Below are 22,828 nucleotides of genomic sequence, written 5' to 3'. Positions count from 1 at the left end.
ATAACAATATAATAGAGTCAAGCTTATGTCTTTTTCATTGCCTGCTATTTTGGCGTGTACTTTCTTTTATTCTGCGCTTTATCTGATTTACTATTATTTTTCCCAATACAGCCACACACTTCTGATCGTAAGTGCGATTGTTTTGCTGATTTTAGCATGGCGGATTACACCTTATGCTTATGAACGTGGGCAACGCAGCTTTAACGATACTCTGTCTTTTGGACAATATTTCTGGAATCCACTCATTACATGGTGGCGACTGTTCATTTGGCCCATCAGCTTATTACTGTCTTGGATTTTCCATAGCTAATATAGCCCCATAAAAAAAGCACCCGAAGGTGCTTTTGAGACTGCGATCTTAACGACCATACAATTCTAGCAATTTATCTAAAGTTGCTTGATAGTGAATGGTAATATCTTCAGATAAAATTTTATATGCACTGTCAAACTGAACCATTGGCCAGCCTTCTTTCCAAAATGGGAAGATGTTGTGCAAATCATGAGTCACGGTCGCATCTTCCCGTACAATTGCTTGTGCAACTTGTGACAAGACTTGTGCTGTTTCCGCACCATCAATCGCCATGTATTCAATCCCACGTACTTTTAAAATACGGATGCGGTCTTTCTTATAGCGAATTTTTTTGGCTTGACCTTCATTCAGGCCCAACGCCAAAGCTACAGCTTCAACAAACTTACTTTCAAAAGATTGGTTCAAAGCCACAATCGCAAGTTTATGAGCTTCTTGACGACCCGCTTTACCACCCTTAAGAATCTCTTCTTTTGCCTCTGTATCAAGCTCATCGTCTTTCATAGACTGCAAAATGTCTAAAATTTCGATATCACTTAAAGATTCAGGAGAATGATCAGTCATGAACTGCCCTTAGACAAAAAAATTGAATTCGACATTTTCGCATAATTCAGAGCGAAAAAGCGAAATTGTTGTGCTTTTCTCTGTGAATATTCTGTTTCACGTATTTTTTTGAGCCATCCCCCTTCCAAATCTACTATAGTAAAGGCTATTTTTCTCATACGCTCTTTTTTGACGATGCAATCCAAACAAGTTCAACTGTTACTGCAACAATTAGAGACCCTTTACCCTGCCGCATTTAAACGTAATTACTTGCTTTATAGTCAAATCAAAACACGCGGTATTTTAGATGACCAGCGTGAAGTTATTCCGTGGGTTTTGGCGGTGATGATTTTTATTCCAATCAGCTTAATTCTGAAAGATTTTTACTTAACTCACTTGGAGAATCTCGATCCGCTCCAAAGTCACAGTTATGCCATTATCAGTATTTTATTGGTGCTGATGTGGGTCTTACCTTTAGTTATTAAGCAAATTAAACATTCATCAAACTCCTTGTATCAGCTGCAACGCCATGCGCCCTTCAAACTCGCTGCCGTGATTCTTTTAAGTGGACTAAATCTGATGTTCCTTGAAAGCAGTTTACTGATGTGGATCTTGTTTTATTTTGGTGTAAACTTTGGTTTTGTGCGCTTCTATAAAGAAAATTTATTTCGAGACCACAGCCAGTCGGTTGAACATCACCAGTTACAACAACTTAGACGTGTCTGTTTTTGGGCCTATAAGCAAACGGTCAAATCACGACTCCAATTACGCTTTAGCTCTCATCAATCTGAAGATTATCAGGCACGTAAAACCCAGCTGGGGCATGAAGCAGATTTGTATGTGCAACTGCTGAAGTATGAGCATGCTTACTGTAAACAGATTAAGCACATCGATCTCGACAGCTATATCGATGAAAAATTATAAAAAACCGAGCAATGATGCTCGGTTTTTCTAAGGTCATTTTATGCCGTTTGCTTTAACGCACTGATTGGCAATAATGTCGGATCTAATATTACTTGATGTGAGCGAGTCTCATCAACGATGTATTCTTTGTTCTTAATGGTATCCACAAATATCCAATCCGCCTGTATTTGCTCTGCGGTAAAATGGACTTTCAAATAACCGCGTTGATTTAAATTGCAATAACTCAGCTCATCAATCAAGGTTGTAAAAGCAGACTCAAACTCTTTGAGTTGTTGTATTGGAATAGACAAATACTTTTCCATACCTGGCGAGGAAACTGAACTTGTCGCTAACTCCACACCCACAAACTGCCCTGTTAAATCGTGTAAGTCCGAAGCCCAAGCATTATGGGTATCTCCAGCCAAGACCACGACTTTTTTATTTAAATACTGCAGTGTGCCGTACAGCGTCTCCCTTTCAACCGCATAACCATCCCATGCATCTAAATTGTAAGGAACCACAGTTTTAATACGAGACAATTGCTCTACTGTTAAAGATGGATCATGATTTAAGTAACGAAGTTTTATTTCTACCAATTCTTTAATGAGTTGATTCACCTGCGCCAAAACATCTGGAGTCACCGCGCCGCTACTGATTGCACTGAGCACTTGTAACATCTCGGCTGGAACAAGCATTTTGCTCATCAACACCTGCTGACCCAAAACTTGCCATGTGGCTTTAGAGCTCGCAAGTTGCTGTGTTAACCATGCGCGTTGATTCAACCCCAGTAACGTTCGATTTGGGTCTTGCATATCTGTAGTAAAGCGCACAGCATCCAAACCCGATGCGGTTAAATAATCTGCATAATCTAACTGTTTACTCCGCGCTAGAATACGCGTATCCAACATATTTAACTGCACTAAATTACCAAAGTTAAACTGGCGATAAATATTCAAATGATCTTTTTCAGAAAGCGGACGGATTGGCATCCACTCAAAATAGGCCGCCAGTGCCGCAAGTTTACGTTCAAGGAAATCGCCTTCAGTATCTGACTGATGATTTTCAGCACCCTTTTCCCATGTATCATTTGCGAGTTCATGGTCATCCCAAATCACAATAAAAGGATGACGTTGATGCGCGGCCTGCAAATCTGCATCTAGTCGGTATAAAGCATAACGTTTGCGATAGTCATCTAAGCGAATAATTTCTAAGCTATTATCATCCGCCAGTGCACGCCCCATCGCTACAGCCTCTTCCGTTGCATATCCCCCCATGCCATATTCGTAAATGTAATCCCCCAAATGAACCACAACATCCACATCCTGTTTTGCCATTTCTTTATAAACATGGAAATAGCCCGCTGGATAATTTGAACATGAGCACACTGCAAACTGTACCGACTGTACTTGCGTTGCCAAGGCTTTGGTTTGCCCAGTGATCGAATATGTCGACGCAGATTTAAAACGGTAGAAATAAACTTGCCCTGCTGCCAGTCCCGTCACATCCACTTTCACAGTAAAATCTTGTGCAGCCGTGGTCAGCACCTTTCCAGTTGCTGTAATGTGTTTAAAGTCTGCATCTTTTGCCACTTCCCACACTACCTCTAAACGCGCACTGCTGTCCGTCGGTGTTACACGTGTCCAAATGATAACTTGAGTTTGTAAAGGATCACCACTGGCAACCCCATGCAAAAACTGCACTTGCGTAGTGGGCTGTGTGTTTGAATCGGCGTCATCACCACAAGCGGTTAGTGAAATAGGTAAAGATAAAGCACCAAATCCTGCCAAAGTTTTTTGAATAAGTTCTCGGCGGTTCATTTTTTTTGTCATGTGGATTGCCTAAAGACGATATGGACTTGAAATTTATGCGAAAAAGATGACATCCATATCTCAAGTCGATGACATTTTTATGAAGCCTGAACGAGTGCAGCACAGATAATTTTGCTATTTTTTAAACATAAACCGCTGAATTGATTGAAAAGAAAGCAAATAATCACAAATAGACTTGCCAACTTTTATTTCGTCCTCTATTATTGCGCTCATGCCCGAGTGGTGAAATCGGTAGACACAGGGGATTTAAAATCCCCCGCCCACAAAGCGTGCCAGTTCGAGTCTGGCCTCGGGCACCATTCTTAAGCTAATTAAGATGGTGCAATAAAAAATCCAGCGATATGCTGGTTTTTTTATGTCTATAATTTATGCCTCGAAGCACATAACAATCACAATATGAAAAAGAACACTCTTATTATCATCTTATGCCTAATTTTTTCAAACGTCAGCCATGCAAACCCCACCTCGCAGCAAACAGATAGCGATACGTTTTATGACTTGTTTGCAGGCACGATTATTGAAAAAGACCGTCAACTCTATTTACATGCGTGTAAATCAGTAGATGCTCATTTTAAATTAAGCTTTAATCACACTAAAGATGAGCAACATATTCGTGAGCTCATGAAAAAGCATCCAAAATTTTGGCTGAATCTCAATGCAAATGCTGAAATGGTCGAAGGCGAATACCTGATGACAGTCGATGCGATTGGAGATGAGCATTTAAAGCAAAGCTGTCATCTCACCGATCTTTTAGATGAGTTGTAACAGCAAACTCTGTTTCTAAAGCAAAACCAACAGAACTTGAAATGAGAGAGTGACTCACCACTCTCTGTTCACCACCAATTCTTCCATTTCAATATCCATAAACCCAGCATCTTGCACCACCATCATCATCGCTTCAGCAATAAAATCGGCAGCAGAATCATCTAATGATGAATCTAGATCTTCAAAATGCGGCTTCATTTCATTAATTTCAGCTACTGTGGCATTGGCATATTGATAGATATCACCCTCAGATTTTGCTTTTACAATTTTTTTAGCAAAAGTCTCAACATGCTGCTTCACTTCAGCAACAAGAATATCGGGATAATATTCATCATCAAACATAGGGAGAAGTAAATCTGCAAACATACAGGCACTCAAAACGAGAAACTTAAAAAACGAGTCTGTATAACATAAACCGAACAAATCACCAAATAAAAAAGCAGCATCTGAAGATGCTGCCAGTCTAACAATCTAATATAGATCAAATTTTCAAATTAAATCATTAGCCCAGCATTCCGCCGCCCCATTAAGCAAGATTCATCGCTTGCCAAACCTTGATCGCATCACTCATGGCTTTGACATCATGGGTGCGTACCATACACGCGCCTTGTTGAATACTCAGCAAATGTCCCGCTACAGAACCCACGGCCCGCTGGCCTGCATCTGCCCCACCTAAGGCTTCGCCGATAAAGCGCTTCCGTGACAATGCGGACAAGATGGGATACCCGAGCTGATTCAGCTGATGGAATTCGTTTAAAAGCTTAAGGTTCTGCTTTGCATTTTTAGCAAAGCCAAAACCCGGATCAATCATGATATTTTCAGCTTTGACACCTGCCTTGAGTGCATCCGCCACACGCTGGGAAAGCTCAGCCATCACATCTAAAGTGACATTATCATATTGATCTAAACTATTCATGGTGGTTGGTTCACCACGCATATGCATGATGATCACTGGAATATTCAGTTCAGCTGCCATCTCTAAAGCATTCGGGCGTGTTAATGCTCTCACATCATTCCAGATATGTGCGCCTGCTGCGACCGCAGCTTGAATTACTTCAGGTTGAGAGGTATCAATCGAAATGACTACATCAAGTTCAGCCAAAGCTTCCACCACTGGGACGACACGACGAATCTCTTCTTCAACCTCAACAACAGATGCACCTGGACGTGTAGATTCACCCCCAACATCGATGACTGTAGCCCCATCCGCAATCATTTGCTGAACATGCGCAAGCGCTTGTGCTTTGCCATTATGTTTGCCACCATCACTGAACGAGTCTGGCGTCACATTTAAAATACCCATCACATGCGGTACCGACAGATCGAGTGATAGCTCACCACAACGTAGGATTTTCTTCGGCAAAGCCATCAATTGCATGTGATATTCTCCAGTTCAACTTACATTATCTTAACGCGTTCCCACTTTTAAGTGCCTATTTTTCTTCATCGGCAGTGGAAAATCTGCGCAATAAAAAACCACCCGAAGGTGGTTTTTTATTTTAACTTTTAAAAATTAAGTTGCAGATGGTAATGGTGGTGGTGTACTTGGACCATCCGTTGGAGTTACATCCATCACAGGATTTTCTGCAACATATACTTTTGGTGGTTGTGGCTCACGACCTTCCATAATGTCACGAATTTGCTCGCGATCAATCGTTTCCCATTCCATCAAAGCTTTCACCATCGCATGAGCAATCTCTTTATTGTTTTCCAAGATATTGCGCGCTACATGGTATTGCTCATCGATGATACGACGAACTTCAGCATCTACTTGTTGCTGTGTTGCTTCAGAAATCGTACGACTACCAATGCTGCCCATGAATGATTGCTGAGAATCATCTTCATACACCATTACACCCAGTTTGTCAGACATACCGTACTTGGTCACCATCGCACGTGCCATTTTAGTTGCACGTTCAAAGTCGTTTGAAGCACCTGTCGACATTTGGTTGATAAAGATTTCTTCGGCAATACGACCACCAAACAAAATTGAAAGTTCATTCAACATTTTGTCTTTATAGTGGCTGGTTTGGTCATGTTCAGGCAACTGCCATGTTACACCCAACGCCCAACCACGCGGCATAATAGTCACTTTATGTACAGGGTCTGTACCCGGTAGAATTTCAGCCACAATCGCATGACCAGCTTCATGGTACGCTGTTGCACGACGCTCTTCTTCACGAATCACCATCGACTTACGTTCAGGGCCCATGTACAACTTGTCTTTTGCATCTTCAAAATCATGCATATCAACAGTGTTCTTGTTCCGACGCGCAGCAAATAATGCAGCTTCGTTCACAAGGTTCGCCAATTGTGCACCCGAGAAGCCCGGTGTACCACGTGCAAGCACTTGTACATCGACACCAGTCACTGAAGGCAATTTCTTCATGTGAACATTTAAAATTTGCTCACGACCTTTAATGTCTGGTAAGCCAACCATTACTTGGCGGTCAAAACGACCCGGACGAAGTAAAGCCTTATCCAGTACATCGGCACGGTTTGTTGCAGCAATGACGATAATACCTTCATTGCCTTCAAAGCCATCCATTTCCACCAACATTTGGTTAAGGGTTTGTTCACGCTCATCGTGACCACCGCCAGTACCCGACCCACGATGACGACCCACTGCATCAATCTCATCAATAAAGATGATACACGGCGCGTGGCGTTTGGCTTGTTCGAACATATCACGTACACGTGATGCACCCACACCCACGAACATTTCAACAAAGTCAGAACCAGAAATACTAAAGAATGGTACTTTCGCTTCACCTGCAATTGCTTTTGCAAGTAAAGTTTTACCTGTACCCGGTGGACCCACCATTAACACGCCTTTAGGAATCGTTGCACCTAAACGTTTAAATTTTGAAGGGTCTTTTAAGAAATCAACAATTTCTACAACTTCTTGCTTTGCTTCATCACAGCCAGCAACGTCGGTAAAAGTCACTTTAATTTGGTCTTCTGCCAACATTTTTGCTTTTGACTTACCAAAACTCATTGGACCGTTTTTACCACCTGCTCCGCCACCCATGTTGCGCATAAAGAACATGAATAACAAAATGATTAAAAGTACAGGGAAGCTTGCGATCAAAAGTTGCATCAATAAACCTTGGCGCGCAGGTGCAGTACCTTCAACGACAACGTTATTTTTAATCAGATTAGGCATAAGCTCTGGGTCTTGAACCGCAGGACGAATACTTTCAAACTCTGAACCGTTTGATTTTTGGCCATGAATTCGTTCGCCATCAATTGTCACTTGCTTAATTTGACCAGCATTCACCGCAGCAACAAACTCTGAATAATTCATCGCTGTCGGCTTTTCATTGCTACTGACATTACTGAAAATAAGGATCAGTACGCCCAGTATCACTAGCCACAATATGGCATTCTTGAAGAGATCGCTCAAAGCTTTATTCCCATATCAATCTAATTTGATCATGCCCTATCGGGTGACCTTAAAGTTTCTGCTGAAGATCAGCTTCGCAAAATAATAAAAAGGTACAAAATGCACAATTTTTAACGACTTGGCAAGTAAACTTTATTTGAAAGCCTTCTTACGGCCTTGCCCAACTAAGAATACTTCCTTAGATCGGGCACGTGATGCAGCAGGTTTTACTGTCTTTAACACATCAAAGTTGTCGACTACTTGCTTACGGAACTCGTCAAAGCCTGTACCTTGGAATACCTTTACAACAAATTGACCATTTGGACCGAGCACTTTCGTAGCAAAATCGATGGCCAATTCACAGAGGTAAATCTGGCGAGGTTGATCTACAGCCTTGTTACCTGAAGTATTGGGGGCCATATCTGAAATTACAACGTCTACTTTACGTCCATCTAAAATATTTAACAATTTATCGAATACTTCTTGCTCACGGAAGTCACCTTGCAAGAAGGTCACATCTGGAAGTGCATCCATTTCCAAAATGTCAGATGCAACCACTAATCCTCGATCACCGACCAGCTTTCCTGCAATTTGTGACCAACTTCCAGGTGCAGCACCCAAGTCAACCACGGTCATGCCAGGACGAATGATGTTATATTTTTCTTGAATTTCAAGTAACTTATAAGCTGCACGTGCTCGATAACCTTCTTTTTGCGCTTTTTTCACAAAATGGTCATCAAGGTGCTCTCTCATCCACGCACGGCTACTTTTGGATAACTTTTGGTTGGTAATGCGTGTTGCCATATCTCTCTAAAACATTAAAATTTCTTAAACTTAATTGTACGTTAAATTCTCTAGGCTTGCAGTATACATCTGTATCCAAATCTTGGGTTTTAGTTGTTTTTTTCTATTATCTAAATCGATTATTTCCACAGAATATAAAGCGTTTAATTTCGCAGTTTGTTATACTAAGCCGTTTTTAAAATTAGGTTATCTTTATGGCGACTTTATCCATTCAGGAACGCAAGCGTTTGCGTCAAATCGGTCATGCTTTAAACCCTGTAGTAATGCTTGGCGGTTCAGGTCTGACTGAAAATGTCGTTGAAGAAATTTTACGTGCTTTAAACGACCACGAATTGATTAAAGTCAAAGTCGCGGGTGAAGACCGTGAAGAGCGCGCTGCAATCATTGCAGAAATTGCCTCAACTACAGGTGCAGAAATTGTACAGACCATTGGTAAAATTGCATTGCTTTACAAAAAAGCGGCGAAACAAAATGCCAAATTGTCTAATTTAGTTCGTTTCGCTCACGCAGCAAAATAATTGTAGTTTTTTATGGCAAGTTACGAACTCAGTGCATTTGATCGTCGCTTTCAAGCTATTTCGCTTGTTGGTGCGATTGAACAACAAAGCCCATATGCTCTCAATATCGGCTTTTGGTTACGCGATCCCAATTTGTACATGCACTGGCCTGAAGTCGTGAATGCAAATCCTCGTCAAGACTTTTTATGGGAAAACACCTGTTTTGAAGTCTTTATCGGGGTAAAAGGCGAAGATTATTATCGCGAGATCAATCTCTCCCCTTCGCAAGCTTGGCAGGCTTATCAGTTTGAGGAATATCGCTATCCTGAAGATATGCCGCCACAGGTCGCTTATGATATTGAACTCAATCAATTGAAGCGCACCCACTATGGTTTAAATGTCAGCATTGATCTGACTGAATTTATGCTGCAACACAAACTCAAATGGGCTGACCTATATCTAGGTCTATCAGCTGTGTTGAATACATCACAAGGTCAACAGTTCTATGCCATGCAGCATAGTGGTCAACAAGCTGACTTTCACAATAAACGTGATTGGTTGCATCAGTTTTAATCCAGATCAATAAAAAAGTGAGGCTATGACCTCACTTTTTTATGCACTTAATCTTGAGCCTCGTACAGCTAGATTATTTGTTTGAAACTTTATTCCACGCATCTAAGGTGTGTTCTTTTGAACGTTTAAACGTTTCAGTCAACTGATCTTTATGTTTTACTGAAATTTCGCTGACATCACCTTTTAACTCTTTACCTAGTTTGGTCAAGTCATCTAAAACAGCCGTAAACTCAGTTTTAACAAACTCTTTTAGTTCAGTTAAGTCTTTTTGAGAGTTCGATAACTGCCCTTTAATGGTTTCTAAGCGCAGTAAAAGATCTTGTTTAAACTGGCGGAGTTGCTCTTGCACACTGGCATTTAACTGCTTCGCTTCAGCTTCAAGCTTTTCTTTGCTTTCAACTACCGCTTCAGTGACCTGCTCTGTTGCTTCTTTCGCCACTTGCTCAAGCTTTTCAGTGCTTTCTGCAACAACTTCTTTCAACGCTGGCTTTGGTTTGGTCACTTTGTCTTGTTCAGTCATGATGTTATTCCTGTTGTTATATACACAGCGACAGCTTAGCGTGATTCGATAAAATTTAGATTTTGATTTGTTAGACAATTATTTGTTGTTACATTTTTCTTTACAAAACTTAGAAACAGTATCCGCTACAAAATAAAAGCACTTTATCTTGTTAATTCCATCTTATTGGCATGGACTTTGTTAGTGAAGTTGCGTATAGTGCCATGTTAAGTTCAAGCGAGCAGACATAGGGAGGGTAGGTTTTTAGATAGCCTTCCTTTTTTTCGTCTACTCGCTTTTTTACAGCCTAAATTTCAGGAGCTTTGGTTTGAGCACCCCAGCAATTTTAGCCCTTGCCGATGGTACGATCTTTAAAGGAACGTCTATTGGTGCATCGGGTAGTACGACTGGTGAAGTCGTTTTCAACACTGCCATGACTGGCTATCAAGAAATTTTGACTGACCCGAGTTATGCACAGCAACTTGTGACTTTAACTTACCCTCATATCGGTAACACAGGTTGTAATGATGAAGACGCTGAGTCAGGTCGAATTCATAAAGTGTGGGCCAACGGATTAATCATTCGTGACCTACCTTTATTGCATAGCAACTTCCGATCAACGCAATCTTTAGGCGAATACTTAAAAGAACATAATGTTGTCGCAATTGCAGATATTGATACGCGTAAATTAACCCGTATTTTGCGTGACAAAGGTGCGCAAAATGGTTGCATCCTTGCTGGTGAAAATATTACTGAAGAGCAGGCTTTAGAAAAAGCACGCGCATTCGGTGGTTTAAATGGTTTAGACCTAGCGAAAGAATGCTGTGACCCAACTGGTTTCGAATGGACAGAAGGTTCTTGGGTATTAGGCAAAGGCTTCACACAACCTGAACTTAAATTCCATGTTGTTGCATACGACTACGGTGTCAAAACCAACATCTTACGTATGCTTGCAGACCGCGGTTGTAAACTCACTGTCGTGCCTGCACAAACTCCTGCTGCTGACGTGCTTGCATTGAATCCAGATGGCGTGTTCTTATCGAACGGCCCTGGCGATCCAGCTGCATGTGACTACGCAATTGAAGCTGTAAAAACAATTGTAGAAGACGCTCGCAACCTACCCGTCTTTGGTATTTGCTTGGGTCACCAAATTCTTGCACTTGCCTCAGGTGCAAAAACGGTGAAAATGCCGCATGGCCACCACGGTGCTAACCACCCTGTTCAAAACATGGAAACAGGCACAGTGATGATTACTTCTCAAAACCACGGCTTCGCAGTGGATGCAGAAACACTTCCTGCAAACTTGAAAGCTACGCACAAGTCTTTGTTCGATCAAACTCTTCAAGGGATTCATCGTACAGACAAACCAGCGTTCAGCTTCCAAGGTCACCCTGAAGCAAGCCCTGGTCCGCATGACTGCGCACCATTGTTCGATCATTTCATCGAACTTATCGAAGCATCTAAGAAGTAATTAAGGAAGCGATCATGGCTAAACGTACAGACATTAAAAGTATCTTAATTATTGGTGCAGGTCCGATTGTCATCGGACAGGCATGTGAGTTTGACTACTCAGGTGCGCAAGCGTGTAAGGCTCTTCGTGAAGAAGGCTACCGTGTTATTTTGGTGAACTCTAACCCAGCCACCATTATGACCGACCCTGCGATGGCAGACGCAACATATATCGAGCCAATCACTTGGCAGACTGTTGCACAAATCATTGAAAAAGAGCGTCCAGATGCTGTCCTTCCTACAATGGGTGGTCAAACAGCATTGAACTGTGCACTTGCACTTGATGCCAACGGTATTTTAGAAAAATACAATGTTGAATTGATCGGTGCGACCAAAGAAGCAATTGAAAAAGCTGAAGACCGTAAACTGTTTGATGAAGCAATGCGTAAAATTGGTCTTGAATGTCCAAAAGCTGCGATTGCTGAAAACATGGAAGAAGCTTTAGAGATTCAAGCACGCTTCGGCTTCCCTGTGATTATCCGTCCGTCATTCACGATGGGTGGTTCAGGTGGCGGTATCGCTTATAACAAAGAAGAATTCCTTGAAATCTGTGAACGCGGTTTCGATCTTTCTCCAACCAAACAATTATTGATTGATGAATCTTTAATTGGTTGGAAAGAATACGAGATGGAAGTTGTTCGTGACAAAAACGACAACTGTATTATCGTTTGTGCGATCGAAAACTTTGACCCAATGGGCGTGCACACAGGTGACTCAATCACTGTTGCTCCTGCGCAAACATTGACAGACAAAGAATATCAATTGATGCGTAATGCATCTTTAGCAGTTCTTCGTGAAATTGGTGTGGAAACAGGTGGTTCTAACGTTCAGTTCGGTATCTGTCCAGATACTGGCCGTATGGTGATCATCGAGATGAACCCACGTGTATCGCGTTCATCTGCCCTTGCATCAAAAGCAACTGGTTTCCCAATTGCAAAAATCGCTGCGAAACTAGCAGTTGGTTATACCCTTGATGAATTAAAAAATGACATCACGGGTGGAACAACTCCTGCTTCGTTCGAACCTGCAATTGACTACGTGGTAACAAAAATTCCACGTTTCAACTTTGAAAAATTCCCACAAGCAGACGCAACACTGACCACACAGATGAAGTCTGTGGGTGAAGTGATGGCGATTGGTCGTAACTTCCAAGAGTCTGTAAACAAAGCGCTTCGTGGTCTTGAAGTTGGTGCGTGTGGTTTTGATGAAAAAATCGCTGTAGGTACTGAAGGCGCGAAAGAAAAGATCTTGGTAGAACTTAAAGTTCCGGGTCCAGAGCGTATTTGGTATGTAGCCGATGCATTCCGTCATGGTTTCACCTTAGAAGACGTGTTCCAAGCGACGAAAATCGATAAATGGTTCTTGATCCAAATCGAAGACATCATCAAAACTGAAAATGAAATCAAAACTTTAGGTTTTGGTGATCTAAACGCAGACAACATCCGTTCGTTCAAACGTAAAGGTTTATCTGACCTTCGCATCGCGAACTTGATGGGTATTTCACAAAAACAATTCCGTAAGCACCGTTGGAACTTGGGCGTGACTCCAGTTTACAAACGTGTGGATACTTGTGCAGCAGAATTCGAATCTGACACTGCCTACATGTACTCAACTTACGATGATGAGTGTGAATCAAACCCATCTGATAAAGATAAGATCATGGTGATCGGTGGTGGCCCTAACCGTATTGGTCAAGGGATCGAATTCGATTACTGCTGTGTACACGCGGCGCTTGCAATGCGTGAAGATGGTTTTGAGACCATCATGGTGAACTGTAACCCTGAAACAGTTTCAACAGATTACGACACTTCAGATCGCTTGTACTTCGAACCAATCACTTTGGAAGATGTACTTGAAATCGTACGTACTGAAAAGCCAAAAGGCATTATCGTGCAGTACGGTGGTCAAACTCCGCTTAAATTGGCTCGTGCTTTAGAAGAAGCAGGTGCGCCAATTATCGGTACATCACCGGATGCGATTGACCGCGCAGAAGACCGTGAACGTTTCCAACAAATGATTCAACGTCTACAACTTCGTCAGCCAAACAACAGCATTGTAAAATCTGCTGAAGAAGGTATGGCTGAAGCATCGAAAGTCGGCTACCCACTTGTGGTACGTCCTTCTTATGTACTCGGTGGTCGTGCGATGGAAATCGTATACAACGACGACGAACTTAAGCGCTACTTACGTGATGCGGTACAAGCATCAAATGAAGCACCTGTTCTTCTTGACCGTTTCTTAGATGATGCAATTGAAGTTGACGTAGACTGCGTATCTGACGGTAAAGACGTTGTGATCGGCGGTATCATGCAGCATATCGAACAAGCAGGCATTCACTCAGGTGACTCAGCATGTTCTATTCCTCCGTACTCTTTATCTCAAGAAGTTCAGGATGATATGCGTCGTCAAACCATTGCTATGGCGAAAGAGCTTGGCGTAATTGGTTTGATGAACGTACAGTTTGCTGTAAAAGGCACTGACGTTTACATCTTAGAAGTGAATCCACGTGCATCACGTACTGTACCGTTCGTTTCTAAATGTATCGGTGAATCATTAGCGAAAGTTGCTGCACGTTGTATGGCGGGTCAATCTTTAGAATCTCAAGGATTCACGAAAGAAATTATCCCTACATATTTCTCAGTAAAAGAAGCAGTATTCCCTTTCAATAAGTTCCCTGGTGTTGACCCAATTCTTGGCCCTGAGATGAAATCTACAGGCGAAGTGATGGGTGTGGGTAAAACTTTTGGTGAAGCATTCTACAAAGCTGTTTTAGGTGCAAACGAGCGTTTACCAGGTCTTCCAACAGAAGGTGAAGTGAAGCATGCATTTATCTCTGTGCGTGATTCAGACAAACCTCGTGCTGTTGGTATTGCGAAGCAACTGGTAGGCTTTGGCTTCAAAGTACTTGCGACTGGCGGTACTTATGAGTTCATTAAAGCTGCAGGTATTGAGTGTGAACGTGTAAATAAAGTCACTGAAGGCCGTCCTAATATCGTGGACCGCTTGAAAAATGGCGAAGTTCACCTCATTATCAATACAACTGAAGGCAAACAAGCTCAACAAGATTCGTTCTCGATTCGTCGTTCAGCGCTTCAAGCGAAAGTGTATAACACTACGACCTTGAACGGTGCTGATGCTGTATGCCAAGCTTTTGCAATTCAATTGCCAATGGATGTATACCGTTTGCAAGATTTACAAACTGTAGGTTAATTCGTTTGCCGAGAAGTCCCGTCACCTCTCGGTGGCGGGCTTTTTTCATTTATAAACCTATATTTTTTACACTCACAGACTTGAGGGACAACAATGCAACGTTATCCTATGACTCCCCAAGGCAAATTAGCCTTAGAGAAAGAATTACATCAATTAAAAAGTATTGAACGTCCACGTATTATTGCGGCAATTGCTGAAGCACGTGAGCACGGGGATTTAAAAGAAAATGCGGAATACCATGCTGCGCGTGAGCAACAAGGTTTCTGTGAAGGTCGTGTTCAAGACATCGAAGGTAAATTGGGTGCGGCTCAAGTTATCGATGTCAAAGAACTTGAACAGAACGGTCGTGTGGTTTTTGGGGTGACAGTCACTATCGAAAACTTAGACACCGAAGAACAAAAGACCTATATGATCGTTGGTGACGACGAAGCTGATTTTAAAATCAATAAAATTTCAGTGAACTCTCCTATCGCACGTGGCCTTTTGGGTAAAAGCGAAGGCGATGAAGCAAAAATTCAAACCCCACAGGGTGAAGTTGAATACGAAATTGTAAAAGTTGCATATATCTAAGTTTCTTTGATATTTACGGCTGTAAGAACCCCTCGATTGAGGGGTTTTTTGTTTTTGTATTTTCCCAAATACTTCTCCTTTGCTCTCTTCTTATGCACGTGGGAAATTTCACTCTAAGAATGAGATAGATTTAAGGAATCCTTTTCCCTCTCTTTTTCAAAGCAAGACTTTTATTTGTTATAATTCCTTACACCCTGCAATATTATCATTATATGTCTGAACCACTGATTAATTCGCCTGTCAAACACTGGTGTGAGTTTGAGTTCATCTCTAAAACCGTGAAGAATCCGAACATTCATATTAAAGGGAATTACTCTTACTACTCAGCGTATTGGGATCAAGGTTTTGAACGTTGTGTCGTGCGTTATTTACATGATAAGCCTTCTACAACCGACAAACCGATTGATCAGCTCTATATCGGTAACTTCGTTTGTTTTGGCGCAGAATGCGTCATTATGATGGGAGGTAACCAACTACATCGTACTGACTGGATTTCAGCTTTTCCCTTTGATACACGTAGTTTTGTGCCCGCAGGTAATACCATCATTGGGGATGGCTGTTGGATTGGTTCACGTGCCATGATTATGCAAGGTGTGCAGTTAGGTGAAGGCGCAGTAGTGGCAACAGGCGCTGTCGTGACCAAAGATGTTCCACCCTATGCCGTTGTGGGTGGTGTACCTGCCAAGATTATTAAGCATCGCTTTCCCGAAGCAGATATAGAAAAACTGCTTTCCCTTAAATTATACGACTTAGATGAAAAGCAGATTTTAAAAATGCGTGAGCAGTTACAGACGAGTGATGTTACTCAACTCATTGAACACCTGAATTAAACATCTGTTGTGAGATAGCATCTCATTCTTCTTGTTATACCCTCACCCGGAAAGAATCGATCATTTTAAAAGAATCTTGTTGTATTTCTTGCCAATGCGGAAGCAATTCTGCATGAAAATAGATCGTTATATAGCTCGTATTGAATCCATAATTTGGTACATGATAACTTAATTCACAACTTGTATTTTCACTTTGAAAGTAATAGCAATTGATAATGGCATCCACTCCTTTCCCCTCAACTTCTTGCCAAAAAACTCTTTGAGAAACCCGCCCGATTCCTCTAACATCTATTTGGTAGAGTCCAAGATTTAGGTTAAATACTTTTTTTTCATTGATCTCTTTTGCGCTCATCTCTTCATGTGTTGCTATATCTCTTAAGTAGAGTTTTAAACTAGCAATTGAATCAAAAAAGCCTTTGCTCTCTTGTTCTTCTGGCCATATAGTCCGCTGATTGAGTGCTACTGTGATGTTATTTACATTTTTTGAATCCAACTGAAATCCATCTGATGGCTCCATTTCAGGCCATTTGACGTCAAAACTAGCATTTTGAATCTGATCATCGCATCCTTTGATATTATGCTGTTCTCTAACATTCTTACCCCAATAGTTCACATCTTGGTATTCAACTCTTGCAAAAAATAGATAATTTCGATCGATCTTCATTTGTTGATCACCAAATCTCCCACACTCGTAAGGCTGATCTTTTATACTTGGAATATCACTAGGTTCTAAAATTATGGCAATAAAGATCACAATACTAATAATTACTGGTGACAATAATAGTAAGACTAAAAAATCTACGACTGTAAGTGGTTTTCTGAGAAAATCTAAAATCATGAGTTGCCTTAGTTGGTAAATATTTAGCTACCTAATGCTTAACATCTAATAAGTTACTAAAATATATTGTTGTATTTTCTATCATTATCATTAAAATTCAACTACTTATTATTCTTTAAATATAACCATTCGAAAAATTTAAAATAGCTTAACAAACATTTCAACATTCTCTAAATTTGTCCGTTGCCAATTCAGTTGATTCGTATCTGTCATCGTATTTATAAAATAGTAAGTTGTTCATAAATATAAGCTATTTTTTAGACAAAGCCTATGTTTCTTAAACGCTACATTTACATTCAACTTTAGTGTTAAATTGATTATTATTCACACGCTTTTGTGCTAATTTAGAAGTGAGAAATTAGCATTTCATATGCAAATATCCATATGAATTTACTAGGTTTTATTCTTTAAAAAATACAGCTAATATCAAGGTATAAGCTGTATTTAACCCGTGATACATTGGAACAGAAATCTGCACGTATAATCAGTTGATAATAAGGAGAAACAACCATGGCATACCAAAACATTTTAGTCCCTGTAGACGGTTCAGAAACATCATATGCAGCAGTTGCTCAGGCGGCTGAACTTGCTAAAGTATTTGGCGGAAAAATTACAGTCGTTCAAGTACTTGCACTTGACCCTTACATTGCTGCCGAATACATTTCTGCAACTCAAACCAATGACTTAATTGAACGTGCACGTACTTCAGTTTTGAAAACGCTAGAGGAAGCTGCGGCTAAATTTAGCGATCTGGGCATTCCTGTTGAAGCAAAACTACTTGAAGGTCAGGTGGTGCACCGTGAAATTATCAAAGAAGCAGAAACATCTAAAGCAGACCTCATTGTCATTGGCTCTCATGGCCGTACAGGTTTAAAACGTTTATTCCTAGGCAGTGTTGCACAAAGTGTTTTAGGTGAAGCGCACATTCCAGTTTTAGTTGTTCGTCAGTAATACATCGAGTGCTCTACTTCTACGGAGGTAGAGCATTTCTATTTTAAATATCCCACTGGAACTCTTTCATTTTCACTTTGTCCCCAATCACTAAAATACCTTCCGCCAGAAGTAACTGTGCTTGAATGTTCTGTCCCTGATCATTCAGTTTACTTAGGCTAATTTTTCCTTGGGAGTTGATTACCCGATACCAAGGCAAACTACTGTCTGCATCCATATGTTTTAGCACATAGCCTACTAAACGTGCATGTTTGGGAATACCTGCTAAACGTGCAATTTGTCCATAACTGGCTACCCGCCCATAAGGAATCTGAGCGATCACCTGAAAAATCATCGGGGCTAGTTCTTTGACTATCGATTCTGCCATTTCAAATGTGCCCTATTCTAAGTATTCCATAATGACATCATTATTTGATTCAAATAAACCAGCTCATTCATTCTAAAAAGCCCCAATACAGGGGCTTCTTGATTGAGCAAATCACTAAAAATTATCAGGACTTTCCAGCCGTTTCACTTCCTGAACTCGCTCAGGGTTATGCACCGCAGCAATGCCATCATCTGCTTTAACATCAATCAATGCTTCAGGTTGATAGACAATAATGGTTTCATAGCCCTGTGCATCTTCACCAATAATGTACTTGAAACCTTTACGGTTCATTTTATTACACAGACGTTGATACCAACCTTTAAAACCCGTCTTTTCTTCATTCGGATTGTAGTAAAACGCATTCATTACAGCAGGTAATCCTAGACCGCAGACCATGCCTGAAAGCAACACGGCGATAAAAGTATAACCAATCAAAATACTGCTGTATTCACTTAACTCAGGCACGTTAGCTACCGCTAAGATCAATGCTAAGGAGATCCCTCCACGCACTCCCCCCCATGACAAAATCGCCAAACTTCCGTTATAACTTTTCTTACGGAAAGAGGGAAAAAAGGCAAAAGATAAATAGTTCGCTGCAAAACGTGAAGCATGCAGAATAATAAACGCGATGATGCCACCAAAAATTAGACTAAAGCTGAGATCTAAAATAAACAGTTCCAAACCAATTAAGGTGAATAAGAACGAGTTAATAATCCCTTCAACCGTATGCCAAAAATGGTTTACTTCCCGTATCTCGCGCTCTTGTAAAATTTCTTTCCACTTGTTCCCCACAATTAAACCACCGATGACGCAAGCAATCGGTGCTGAAGCATGAGCAAACAGTGCAACCAAGTACGAACCGCAGGCCAAGAGTGCTGTGGTCAAAATGAGAGACTCCATTTCGTGCTTACCACGCAGCAGTCGCAAGATCCCTAAACCAAAGGCCCAACCAATAATGACGGCGACAAAAATTTCATAGAGTAAGGTCTGCAACACACCCATGACAGTAAAATTTTCACCTTGTAAGACATTTAAGAGCGTCATGAATAAGGCAATACACATGGCATCATTAAACAGTGATTCACCTTCGAGCTTGACCATTAAATGATGTGGCGCACGTACCGAACTAAGTACGCCTTTGATCCCAATCGGATCCGTTGCACCCAATGCAGCCCCCAATAGCAAAAGCACCAATAAATCGACATGTTGTCCAATAATGAACTGATAACCGTAGAGCACCACCCCAAAAAACACGGCGCACAGCACCAGTGCAATACTGGCTAAAATGCTGATCGGCTTCCAGTAACTACGTAAGTCTGAGACTTTGAACTTCAGTGCCGAAGAGGTCAAAATGAAGCAAATCACACCATTGATTAAAAAGTCATAAAAGTCGATGTGACGAACCGCTTCTTCAATGTTGTGAATATTGATGGTAATAAACTGATTACCACTCAGCAGGCTCGCGCCCCACTGTAAAATAAAGACAAAAATGGCAGAAACGATGGGTACGCCAATGGCTTGGGGAAAACCTAAAATACGTTTATTAAAAATAGTCGTTGCAATGGATAATGCAAAAATAACGGTAAAAACTTGTAGAAAAAAATAATTTCCCATTGAACTTCCAAATTGGGCGGTTGGGGAGACGGCGGCTTTCGGTGCTGATATATGGAATAAAAGTTCATTTCATACACATTGATGCTCGAAATATTTTAATCATTTTTCACATCAACGCCCGAAAAAAATAATTTTTTTAACATTTCTCCTGATGATGAATTAACATAAGACATATGCATGTTTTTTATGCGTGAACTTTCCCTTTGGCCAAGTTTGATCTCCTATGCAATTCACTTTTAAAACCATCTTTCGGATGTTCTTCGCACTGATTATTTTCATGACCACCTTTGCGTTGTTTCTGACCTGCTTTGCAAAAACCAAAGAAATTTTACAAGCTGAGCAAACTTTCGCCGCAGCTCAAAGTTTTAAAATGAACTCTCGTCCCGATCAAACACTGGTTCTACTTTCAAACAATAAAGCTCCCGATGATCATATTTATTTGCATGTGGCCAATCAGGGTTATATCGCCAAACTCAGCTGTGATCATTATTTAACTGACATTTGTGTGGATGATTACAACGAACAACATACCCGCCAAATTCAGTCAATTGAACTACTCAAAGCAGGTCAGTTTAACTATATTCAGCAAGTCAGTTATCTCGATACACGCACACAAGATGTTAAAACATTGCGTTATACGCCTGAACAAATTCAACAGTTTTACCGTGCGGATATGAGCAACTTAAAGTATGTGGTGTTTGGGGTGTTGTTATTTGCCTGTATTGCGTTATATGTGAGTGTCCGTATTGCTCGAAACTTTAAGCAGTTCTTAAACCGCTAGAATGAATTGCTTGAAATAAAAAAGAGGCGATCAATCGCCTCTTTTTTTATAGCTTAAATGGCTTGATTAAAGGTATCGCAACTTTCAACTTGACCCGATTTAAAGCCCGTGCCAAACCATGTCATACGCTGTTGGCTGGTTCCATGGGTAAAGCTATCAGGGACCACTTGGCCTGTTGCCCGCTTTTGTAGGTAATCATCACCAATCTTATGTGCCGCATCCATCGCTTCTTCAACATCGCCTTGCTCTAAGAACTGAGTCCGTTGATTGTTATGATGCGCCCATACCCCCGCTAAACAATCAGCCTGTAACTCTTGGCGTACCGATAAAGCATTGCCTTGCGCTTTTGAGCCCTGTGCACGAGCCTTTTGCACTTGTTCAGAAATACCTAAAATGGTTTGAATATGATGTCCAACCTCATGTGCCACCACATAAGCCTGAGCAAAGTCACCCGCTTGATCTTGGCGCGCTAACTCCGTTTGGTTTTGCTCACCGCCAATACCCATTTGAGTCCGCATGTCTTTAAAGAAAGCGGTGTCGATATACACCTTCTGATCTGCTGGACAGTAAAACGGCCCCATTGCAGACTGAGCAGTACCACAACCCGAATTGATCCCCCCTGAAAACATCACCAACTTCGGTGGAACATATTGTTGTCCCAATTGCTGTTGGAAAATTTGACTCCATGTGTCTTCAGTATCGGCCAGTACAGTACCGACAAAGTCCATCGCTTCCTGCTGATCAGGCGTTGGGTTATCCAAACCTTGGGTTTCTGCCGCTCCAGTTTGTGCGGTCACTTGTTTAGTGGCTTGGTAGGCTTGCTGCGGATCGACACCTAGAAACTTCCATGCCACAAAGGCCACGATCAGCCCCAAAATACTGATGCCACCCGCCTTGACACCGCCACCACCTCGACGATCCTCGACATTGCTACTGACACGACGTCCCTTCCAACGCATAGCACTCTTCCTTCTTCTAATACATGCTGACCCGATCCAGTTTATGCCTTTTTTGAGCTCGGCCAAACTTTTTTAATCAAGCTCACAATAGCCAATACAATCAAACCAGCCACAAAACCAATCACTAAGTTAATCAGTGTTGGGGTTAATGCCCCCACAATGCTTCCCACAGTTGGAATATGTTCAGCATAATCCACTGAACCTTCCGTGAAATGATGCAATAAAGGCACGCCGTGGGAAATAATGCCACCACCCACTAAAAACATCGCGATAGTGCCTACGATGGTTAAGGTCTTCATCAGTTTTGGTGCAAAAGCCAATAAACCACGGCCAATAGTTTGCTTAAATGAAGAGGCTTGCTGAGTTAGATACAGCCCTAAATCATCAATTTTGACAATCATCGCCACAAAACCATACACACCGACGGTCATTAAAATGGCAATCACAGACAACACCATAACTTTGGTTGAAAAAGTTGCGGCAGCCACAGTCCCCAGTGAAATCACTACAATTTCTGCCGACAAAATAAAGTCGGTACGAATCGCCCCTTTGACTTTATCTTTTTCAAAAGTCGCCATATCGGTTTCAATCGCAGTTAATTCTTGGCTGGCTTCTTCTTCGGTTTTGGCTTTTTTGTGATGCAAACTGTGCAGGACTTTTTCTACCCCTTCATAGCATAGAAATAAACCACCAATCATTAACAGTGGCGTGATCAGCCACGGTGCAACCACACTAATCAACAGCGCGGCAGGGACTAAAATCAATTTATTAACAAAAGAGCCTTTTGCCACAGCCCAAACCACAGGCAGCTCACGGTCAGTACGAACCCCACTGACCTGTTGTGCATTGAGTGCTAAGTCATCCCCCAAAACACCCGCCGTTTTTTTTGCCGCCATTTTACTCATGACTGCAACGTCATCTAATATCGTGGCAATATCATCTAGTAATATTAATAAGCTACTCGCCATTTATTTTTATCCATCTTGAGAATTTTGACATTTTAATCTGTGATCTAAGCTTTTGAATATTTGTTTTTTGAAATTTAACTGATTTTATAATTTTTTCTCTGCAGTTTTTTTAAGACTGACATTGAA

23 protein-coding genes and 1 tRNA gene are annotated in these 22,828 nt (G+C 41.3%); 12 read left to right on the top strand and 12 right to left on the bottom strand.

Annotated features, from left to right (window positions below):
* The first annotated feature begins 25 nt into the window (after nt 1-25).
* Complete coding sequence (locus AC4CU2_RS04510) at nt 26-310, top strand: hypothetical protein (RefSeq protein ID WP_004695618.1); 285 nt, start codon at nt 26-28, stop codon at nt 308-310.
* A gap of 48 nt (nt 311-358) precedes the next feature.
* Here AC4CU2_RS04510 and AC4CU2_RS04505 read toward each other — a convergent pair whose 3' ends face one another.
* Nucleotides 359-871 (bottom strand): hypothetical protein, encoded by a 513-nt coding sequence (locus tag AC4CU2_RS04505; protein WP_078388601.1) that lies wholly within the window; start codon nt 869-871, stop codon nt 359-361.
* 174 nt (nt 872-1,045) lie between these two features.
* Here AC4CU2_RS04505 and AC4CU2_RS04500 point away from each other — a divergent pair, with 174 nt between their 5' ends.
* Nucleotides 1,046-1,774, top strand: coding sequence for a hypothetical protein (locus tag AC4CU2_RS04500; protein WP_490768342.1), 729 nt, complete (start codon nt 1,046-1,048; stop codon nt 1,772-1,774).
* 38 nt (nt 1,775-1,812) lie between these two features.
* Here the strand turns inward: AC4CU2_RS04500 and AC4CU2_RS04495 are convergent, their stop codons facing one another.
* The gene (locus AC4CU2_RS04495) at nt 1,813-3,582 is read right to left on the bottom strand and encodes an alkaline phosphatase D family protein (protein WP_490768341.1); all 1,770 of its coding nucleotides are present in this window, start codon (nt 3,580-3,582) and stop codon (nt 1,813-1,815) included.
* 213 nt (nt 3,583-3,795) lie between these two features.
* Here AC4CU2_RS04495 and AC4CU2_RS04490 point away from each other — a divergent pair.
* Nucleotides 3,796-3,881, top strand: a tRNA-Leu gene (locus tag AC4CU2_RS04490).
* 97 nt (nt 3,882-3,978) lie between these two features.
* Nucleotides 3,979-4,347 carry a hypothetical protein gene (locus AC4CU2_RS04485; protein ID WP_078425328.1) on the top strand — a complete coding sequence of 123 codons (369 nt, stop codon included), beginning with the start codon at nt 3,979-3,981 and terminating at the stop codon, nt 4,345-4,347.
* A gap of 54 nt (nt 4,348-4,401) precedes the next feature.
* On the opposite strand, the gene AC4CU2_RS04480 is transcribed toward AC4CU2_RS04485, so the two are convergent.
* The 4 genes from AC4CU2_RS04480 to rlmE all read right to left on the bottom strand — a co-directional run bounded on the left by AC4CU2_RS04480 (nt 4,402) and on the right by rlmE (nt 8,536).
* Nucleotides 4,402-4,713 carry a DUF5713 family protein gene (locus AC4CU2_RS04480; protein ID WP_004982696.1) on the bottom strand — a complete coding sequence of 104 codons (312 nt, stop codon included), beginning with the start codon at nt 4,711-4,713 and terminating at the stop codon, nt 4,402-4,404.
* A gap of 160 nt (nt 4,714-4,873) precedes the next feature.
* Complete coding sequence (gene folP / locus AC4CU2_RS04475; protein ID WP_317112233.1) at nt 4,874-5,725, bottom strand: dihydropteroate synthase; 852 nt, start codon at nt 5,723-5,725, stop codon at nt 4,874-4,876.
* A gap of 135 nt (nt 5,726-5,860) precedes the next feature.
* Nucleotides 5,861-7,753, bottom strand: a complete 1,893-nt coding sequence (ftsH, locus tag AC4CU2_RS04470) for an ATP-dependent zinc metalloprotease FtsH (RefSeq protein ID WP_159127305.1) — start codon at nt 7,751-7,753, stop codon at nt 5,861-5,863.
* 132 nt (nt 7,754-7,885) lie between these two features.
* Entirely contained in the window at nt 7,886-8,536 is a 651-nt protein-coding gene (gene rlmE / locus AC4CU2_RS04465; RefSeq protein WP_004695608.1) for a 23S rRNA (uridine(2552)-2'-O)-methyltransferase RlmE, read from the bottom strand.
* A 194-nt stretch (nt 8,537-8,730) separates the two neighbouring features.
* On the opposite strand from rlmE, the gene yhbY reads away from it, so the two are divergent.
* Together yhbY and AC4CU2_RS04455 are read left to right on the top strand one after the other, a co-directional pair.
* A complete protein-coding gene (yhbY, locus tag AC4CU2_RS04460) occupies nt 8,731-9,054 on the top strand; it encodes a ribosome assembly RNA-binding protein YhbY (protein ID WP_004695606.1) in 324 nt (107 codons plus the stop codon).
* A gap of 12 nt (nt 9,055-9,066) precedes the next feature.
* Nucleotides 9,067-9,606 (top strand): DOMON-like domain-containing protein, encoded by a 540-nt coding sequence (locus AC4CU2_RS04455; protein WP_004695605.1) that lies wholly within the window; start codon nt 9,067-9,069, stop codon nt 9,604-9,606.
* Nucleotides 9,607-9,679: 73 nt separating this feature from the next.
* Here AC4CU2_RS04455 and AC4CU2_RS04450 read toward each other — a convergent pair whose 3' ends face one another.
* On the bottom strand, nt 9,680-10,126 hold the full coding sequence (locus tag AC4CU2_RS04450) for a hypothetical protein (RefSeq protein WP_004982703.1): 447 nt from the start codon (nt 10,124-10,126) through the stop codon (nt 9,680-9,682).
* A 307-nt stretch (nt 10,127-10,433) separates the two neighbouring features.
* Between AC4CU2_RS04450 and carA the strand changes: the two genes are divergently transcribed.
* From carA to AC4CU2_RS04430, 4 genes are all read left to right on the top strand, one after another.
* Complete coding sequence (gene carA, locus AC4CU2_RS04445) at nt 10,434-11,576, top strand: glutamine-hydrolyzing carbamoyl-phosphate synthase small subunit (RefSeq protein ID WP_004695603.1); 1,143 nt, start codon at nt 10,434-10,436, stop codon at nt 11,574-11,576.
* 14 nt (nt 11,577-11,590) lie between these two features.
* Nucleotides 11,591-14,824, top strand: coding sequence for a carbamoyl-phosphate synthase large subunit (carB, locus tag AC4CU2_RS04440; RefSeq protein ID WP_078425325.1), 3,234 nt, complete (start codon nt 11,591-11,593; stop codon nt 14,822-14,824).
* Nucleotides 14,825-14,917: 93 nt separating this feature from the next.
* The gene (gene greA, locus AC4CU2_RS04435) at nt 14,918-15,394 is read left to right on the top strand and encodes a transcription elongation factor GreA (RefSeq protein WP_005400425.1); all 477 of its coding nucleotides are present in this window, start codon (nt 14,918-14,920) and stop codon (nt 15,392-15,394) included.
* A gap of 212 nt (nt 15,395-15,606) precedes the next feature.
* Nucleotides 15,607-16,224 carry a CatB-related O-acetyltransferase gene (locus AC4CU2_RS04430; protein ID WP_151836779.1) on the top strand — a complete coding sequence of 206 codons (618 nt, stop codon included), beginning with the start codon at nt 15,607-15,609 and terminating at the stop codon, nt 16,222-16,224.
* Between the two features lie 34 nt (nt 16,225-16,258).
* Here AC4CU2_RS04430 and AC4CU2_RS04425 read toward each other — a convergent pair whose 3' ends face one another.
* Nucleotides 16,259-17,062 (bottom strand): hypothetical protein, encoded by an 804-nt coding sequence (locus tag AC4CU2_RS04425; RefSeq protein WP_151836778.1) that lies wholly within the window; start codon nt 17,060-17,062, stop codon nt 16,259-16,261.
* A 510-nt stretch (nt 17,063-17,572) separates the two neighbouring features.
* On the opposite strand from AC4CU2_RS04425, the gene AC4CU2_RS04420 reads away from it, so the two are divergent.
* On the top strand, nt 17,573-18,013 hold the full coding sequence (locus AC4CU2_RS04420; protein ID WP_490768340.1) for a universal stress protein: 441 nt from the start codon (nt 17,573-17,575) through the stop codon (nt 18,011-18,013).
* A gap of 43 nt (nt 18,014-18,056) precedes the next feature.
* Here AC4CU2_RS04420 and AC4CU2_RS04415 read toward each other — a convergent pair whose 3' ends face one another.
* Both AC4CU2_RS04415 and AC4CU2_RS04410 read right to left on the bottom strand, forming a co-directional pair.
* Complete coding sequence (locus tag AC4CU2_RS04415) at nt 18,057-18,380, bottom strand: MGMT family protein (protein ID WP_125279993.1); 324 nt, start codon at nt 18,378-18,380, stop codon at nt 18,057-18,059.
* Nucleotides 18,381-18,494: 114 nt separating this feature from the next.
* The gene (locus AC4CU2_RS04410) at nt 18,495-19,994 is read right to left on the bottom strand and encodes a cation:proton antiporter (RefSeq protein ID WP_078388592.1); all 1,500 of its coding nucleotides are present in this window, start codon (nt 19,992-19,994) and stop codon (nt 18,495-18,497) included.
* Between the two features lie 223 nt (nt 19,995-20,217).
* Between AC4CU2_RS04410 and AC4CU2_RS04405 the strand changes: the two genes are divergently transcribed.
* Entirely contained in the window at nt 20,218-20,775 is a 558-nt protein-coding gene (locus tag AC4CU2_RS04405) for a hypothetical protein (RefSeq protein ID WP_490753216.1), read from the top strand.
* Between the two features lie 53 nt (nt 20,776-20,828).
* Here the strand turns inward: AC4CU2_RS04405 and ypfJ are convergent, their stop codons facing one another.
* Together ypfJ and AC4CU2_RS04395 are read right to left on the bottom strand one after the other, a co-directional pair.
* A complete protein-coding gene (ypfJ, locus tag AC4CU2_RS04400; protein ID WP_436904961.1) occupies nt 20,829-21,734 on the bottom strand; it encodes a KPN_02809 family neutral zinc metallopeptidase in 906 nt (301 codons plus the stop codon).
* Between the two features lie 41 nt (nt 21,735-21,775).
* Nucleotides 21,776-22,702, bottom strand: coding sequence for a DUF808 domain-containing protein (locus AC4CU2_RS04395; protein ID WP_004695578.1), 927 nt, complete (start codon nt 22,700-22,702; stop codon nt 21,776-21,778).
* Nucleotides 22,703-22,828: the final 126 nt, after the last annotated feature.

This window comes from Acinetobacter sp. 797_lipA, assembly GCF_058243025.1.
The sequence above is the reverse complement of the archived record's forward strand: the minus strand, read 5'-3'. Positions and strand labels throughout refer to the sequence as shown.

Bases quoted from the DNA above. Each gene is read 5' to 3' on its own strand.
- AC4CU2_RS04405 (WP_490753216.1), top strand. From the start codon at position 20,218: ATGCAATTCACTTTTAAAACCATCTTTCGGATGTTCTTCGCACTGATT.
- ypfJ (WP_436904961.1), bottom strand. From the start codon at position 21,734: ATGCGTTGGAAGGGACGTCGTGTCAGTAGCAATGTCGAGGATCGTCGA.
- AC4CU2_RS04495 (WP_490768341.1), bottom strand. From the start codon at position 3,582: ATGACAAAAAAAATGAACCGCCGAGAACTTATTCAAAAAACTTTGGCA.
- AC4CU2_RS04510 (WP_004695618.1), top strand. From the start codon at position 26: ATGTCTTTTTCATTGCCTGCTATTTTGGCGTGTACTTTCTTTTATTCT.
- AC4CU2_RS04455 (WP_004695605.1), top strand. From the start codon at position 9,067: ATGGCAAGTTACGAACTCAGTGCATTTGATCGTCGCTTTCAAGCTATT.
- AC4CU2_RS04420 (WP_490768340.1), top strand. From the start codon at position 17,573: ATGGCATACCAAAACATTTTAGTCCCTGTAGACGGTTCAGAAACATCA.
- carB (WP_078425325.1), top strand. From the start codon at position 11,591: ATGGCTAAACGTACAGACATTAAAAGTATCTTAATTATTGGTGCAGGT.
- AC4CU2_RS04450 (WP_004982703.1), bottom strand. From the start codon at position 10,126: ATGACTGAACAAGACAAAGTGACCAAACCAAAGCCAGCGTTGAAAGAA.
- AC4CU2_RS04500 (WP_490768342.1), top strand. From the start codon at position 1,046: ATGCAATCCAAACAAGTTCAACTGTTACTGCAACAATTAGAGACCCTT.
- AC4CU2_RS04415 (WP_125279993.1), bottom strand. From the start codon at position 18,380: ATGGCAGAATCGATAGTCAAAGAACTAGCCCCGATGATTTTTCAGGTG.
- AC4CU2_RS04425 (WP_151836778.1), bottom strand. From the start codon at position 17,062: ATGATTTTAGATTTTCTCAGAAAACCACTTACAGTCGTAGATTTTTTA.
- yhbY (WP_004695606.1), top strand. From the start codon at position 8,731: ATGGCGACTTTATCCATTCAGGAACGCAAGCGTTTGCGTCAAATCGGT.
- AC4CU2_RS04395 (WP_004695578.1), bottom strand. From the start codon at position 22,702: ATGGCGAGTAGCTTATTAATATTACTAGATGATATTGCCACGATATTA.
- folP (WP_317112233.1), bottom strand. From the start codon at position 5,725: ATGCAATTGATGGCTTTGCCGAAGAAAATCCTACGTTGTGGTGAGCTA.
- greA (WP_005400425.1), top strand. From the start codon at position 14,918: ATGCAACGTTATCCTATGACTCCCCAAGGCAAATTAGCCTTAGAGAAA.
- AC4CU2_RS04410 (WP_078388592.1), bottom strand. From the start codon at position 19,994: ATGGGAAATTATTTTTTTCTACAAGTTTTTACCGTTATTTTTGCATTA.
- rlmE (WP_004695608.1), bottom strand. From the start codon at position 8,536: ATGGCAACACGCATTACCAACCAAAAGTTATCCAAAAGTAGCCGTGCG.
- AC4CU2_RS04485 (WP_078425328.1), top strand. From the start codon at position 3,979: ATGAAAAAGAACACTCTTATTATCATCTTATGCCTAATTTTTTCAAAC.
- AC4CU2_RS04505 (WP_078388601.1), bottom strand. From the start codon at position 871: ATGACTGATCATTCTCCTGAATCTTTAAGTGATATCGAAATTTTAGAC.
- AC4CU2_RS04480 (WP_004982696.1), bottom strand. From the start codon at position 4,713: ATGTTTGCAGATTTACTTCTCCCTATGTTTGATGATGAATATTATCCC.
- AC4CU2_RS04430 (WP_151836779.1), top strand. From the start codon at position 15,607: ATGTCTGAACCACTGATTAATTCGCCTGTCAAACACTGGTGTGAGTTT.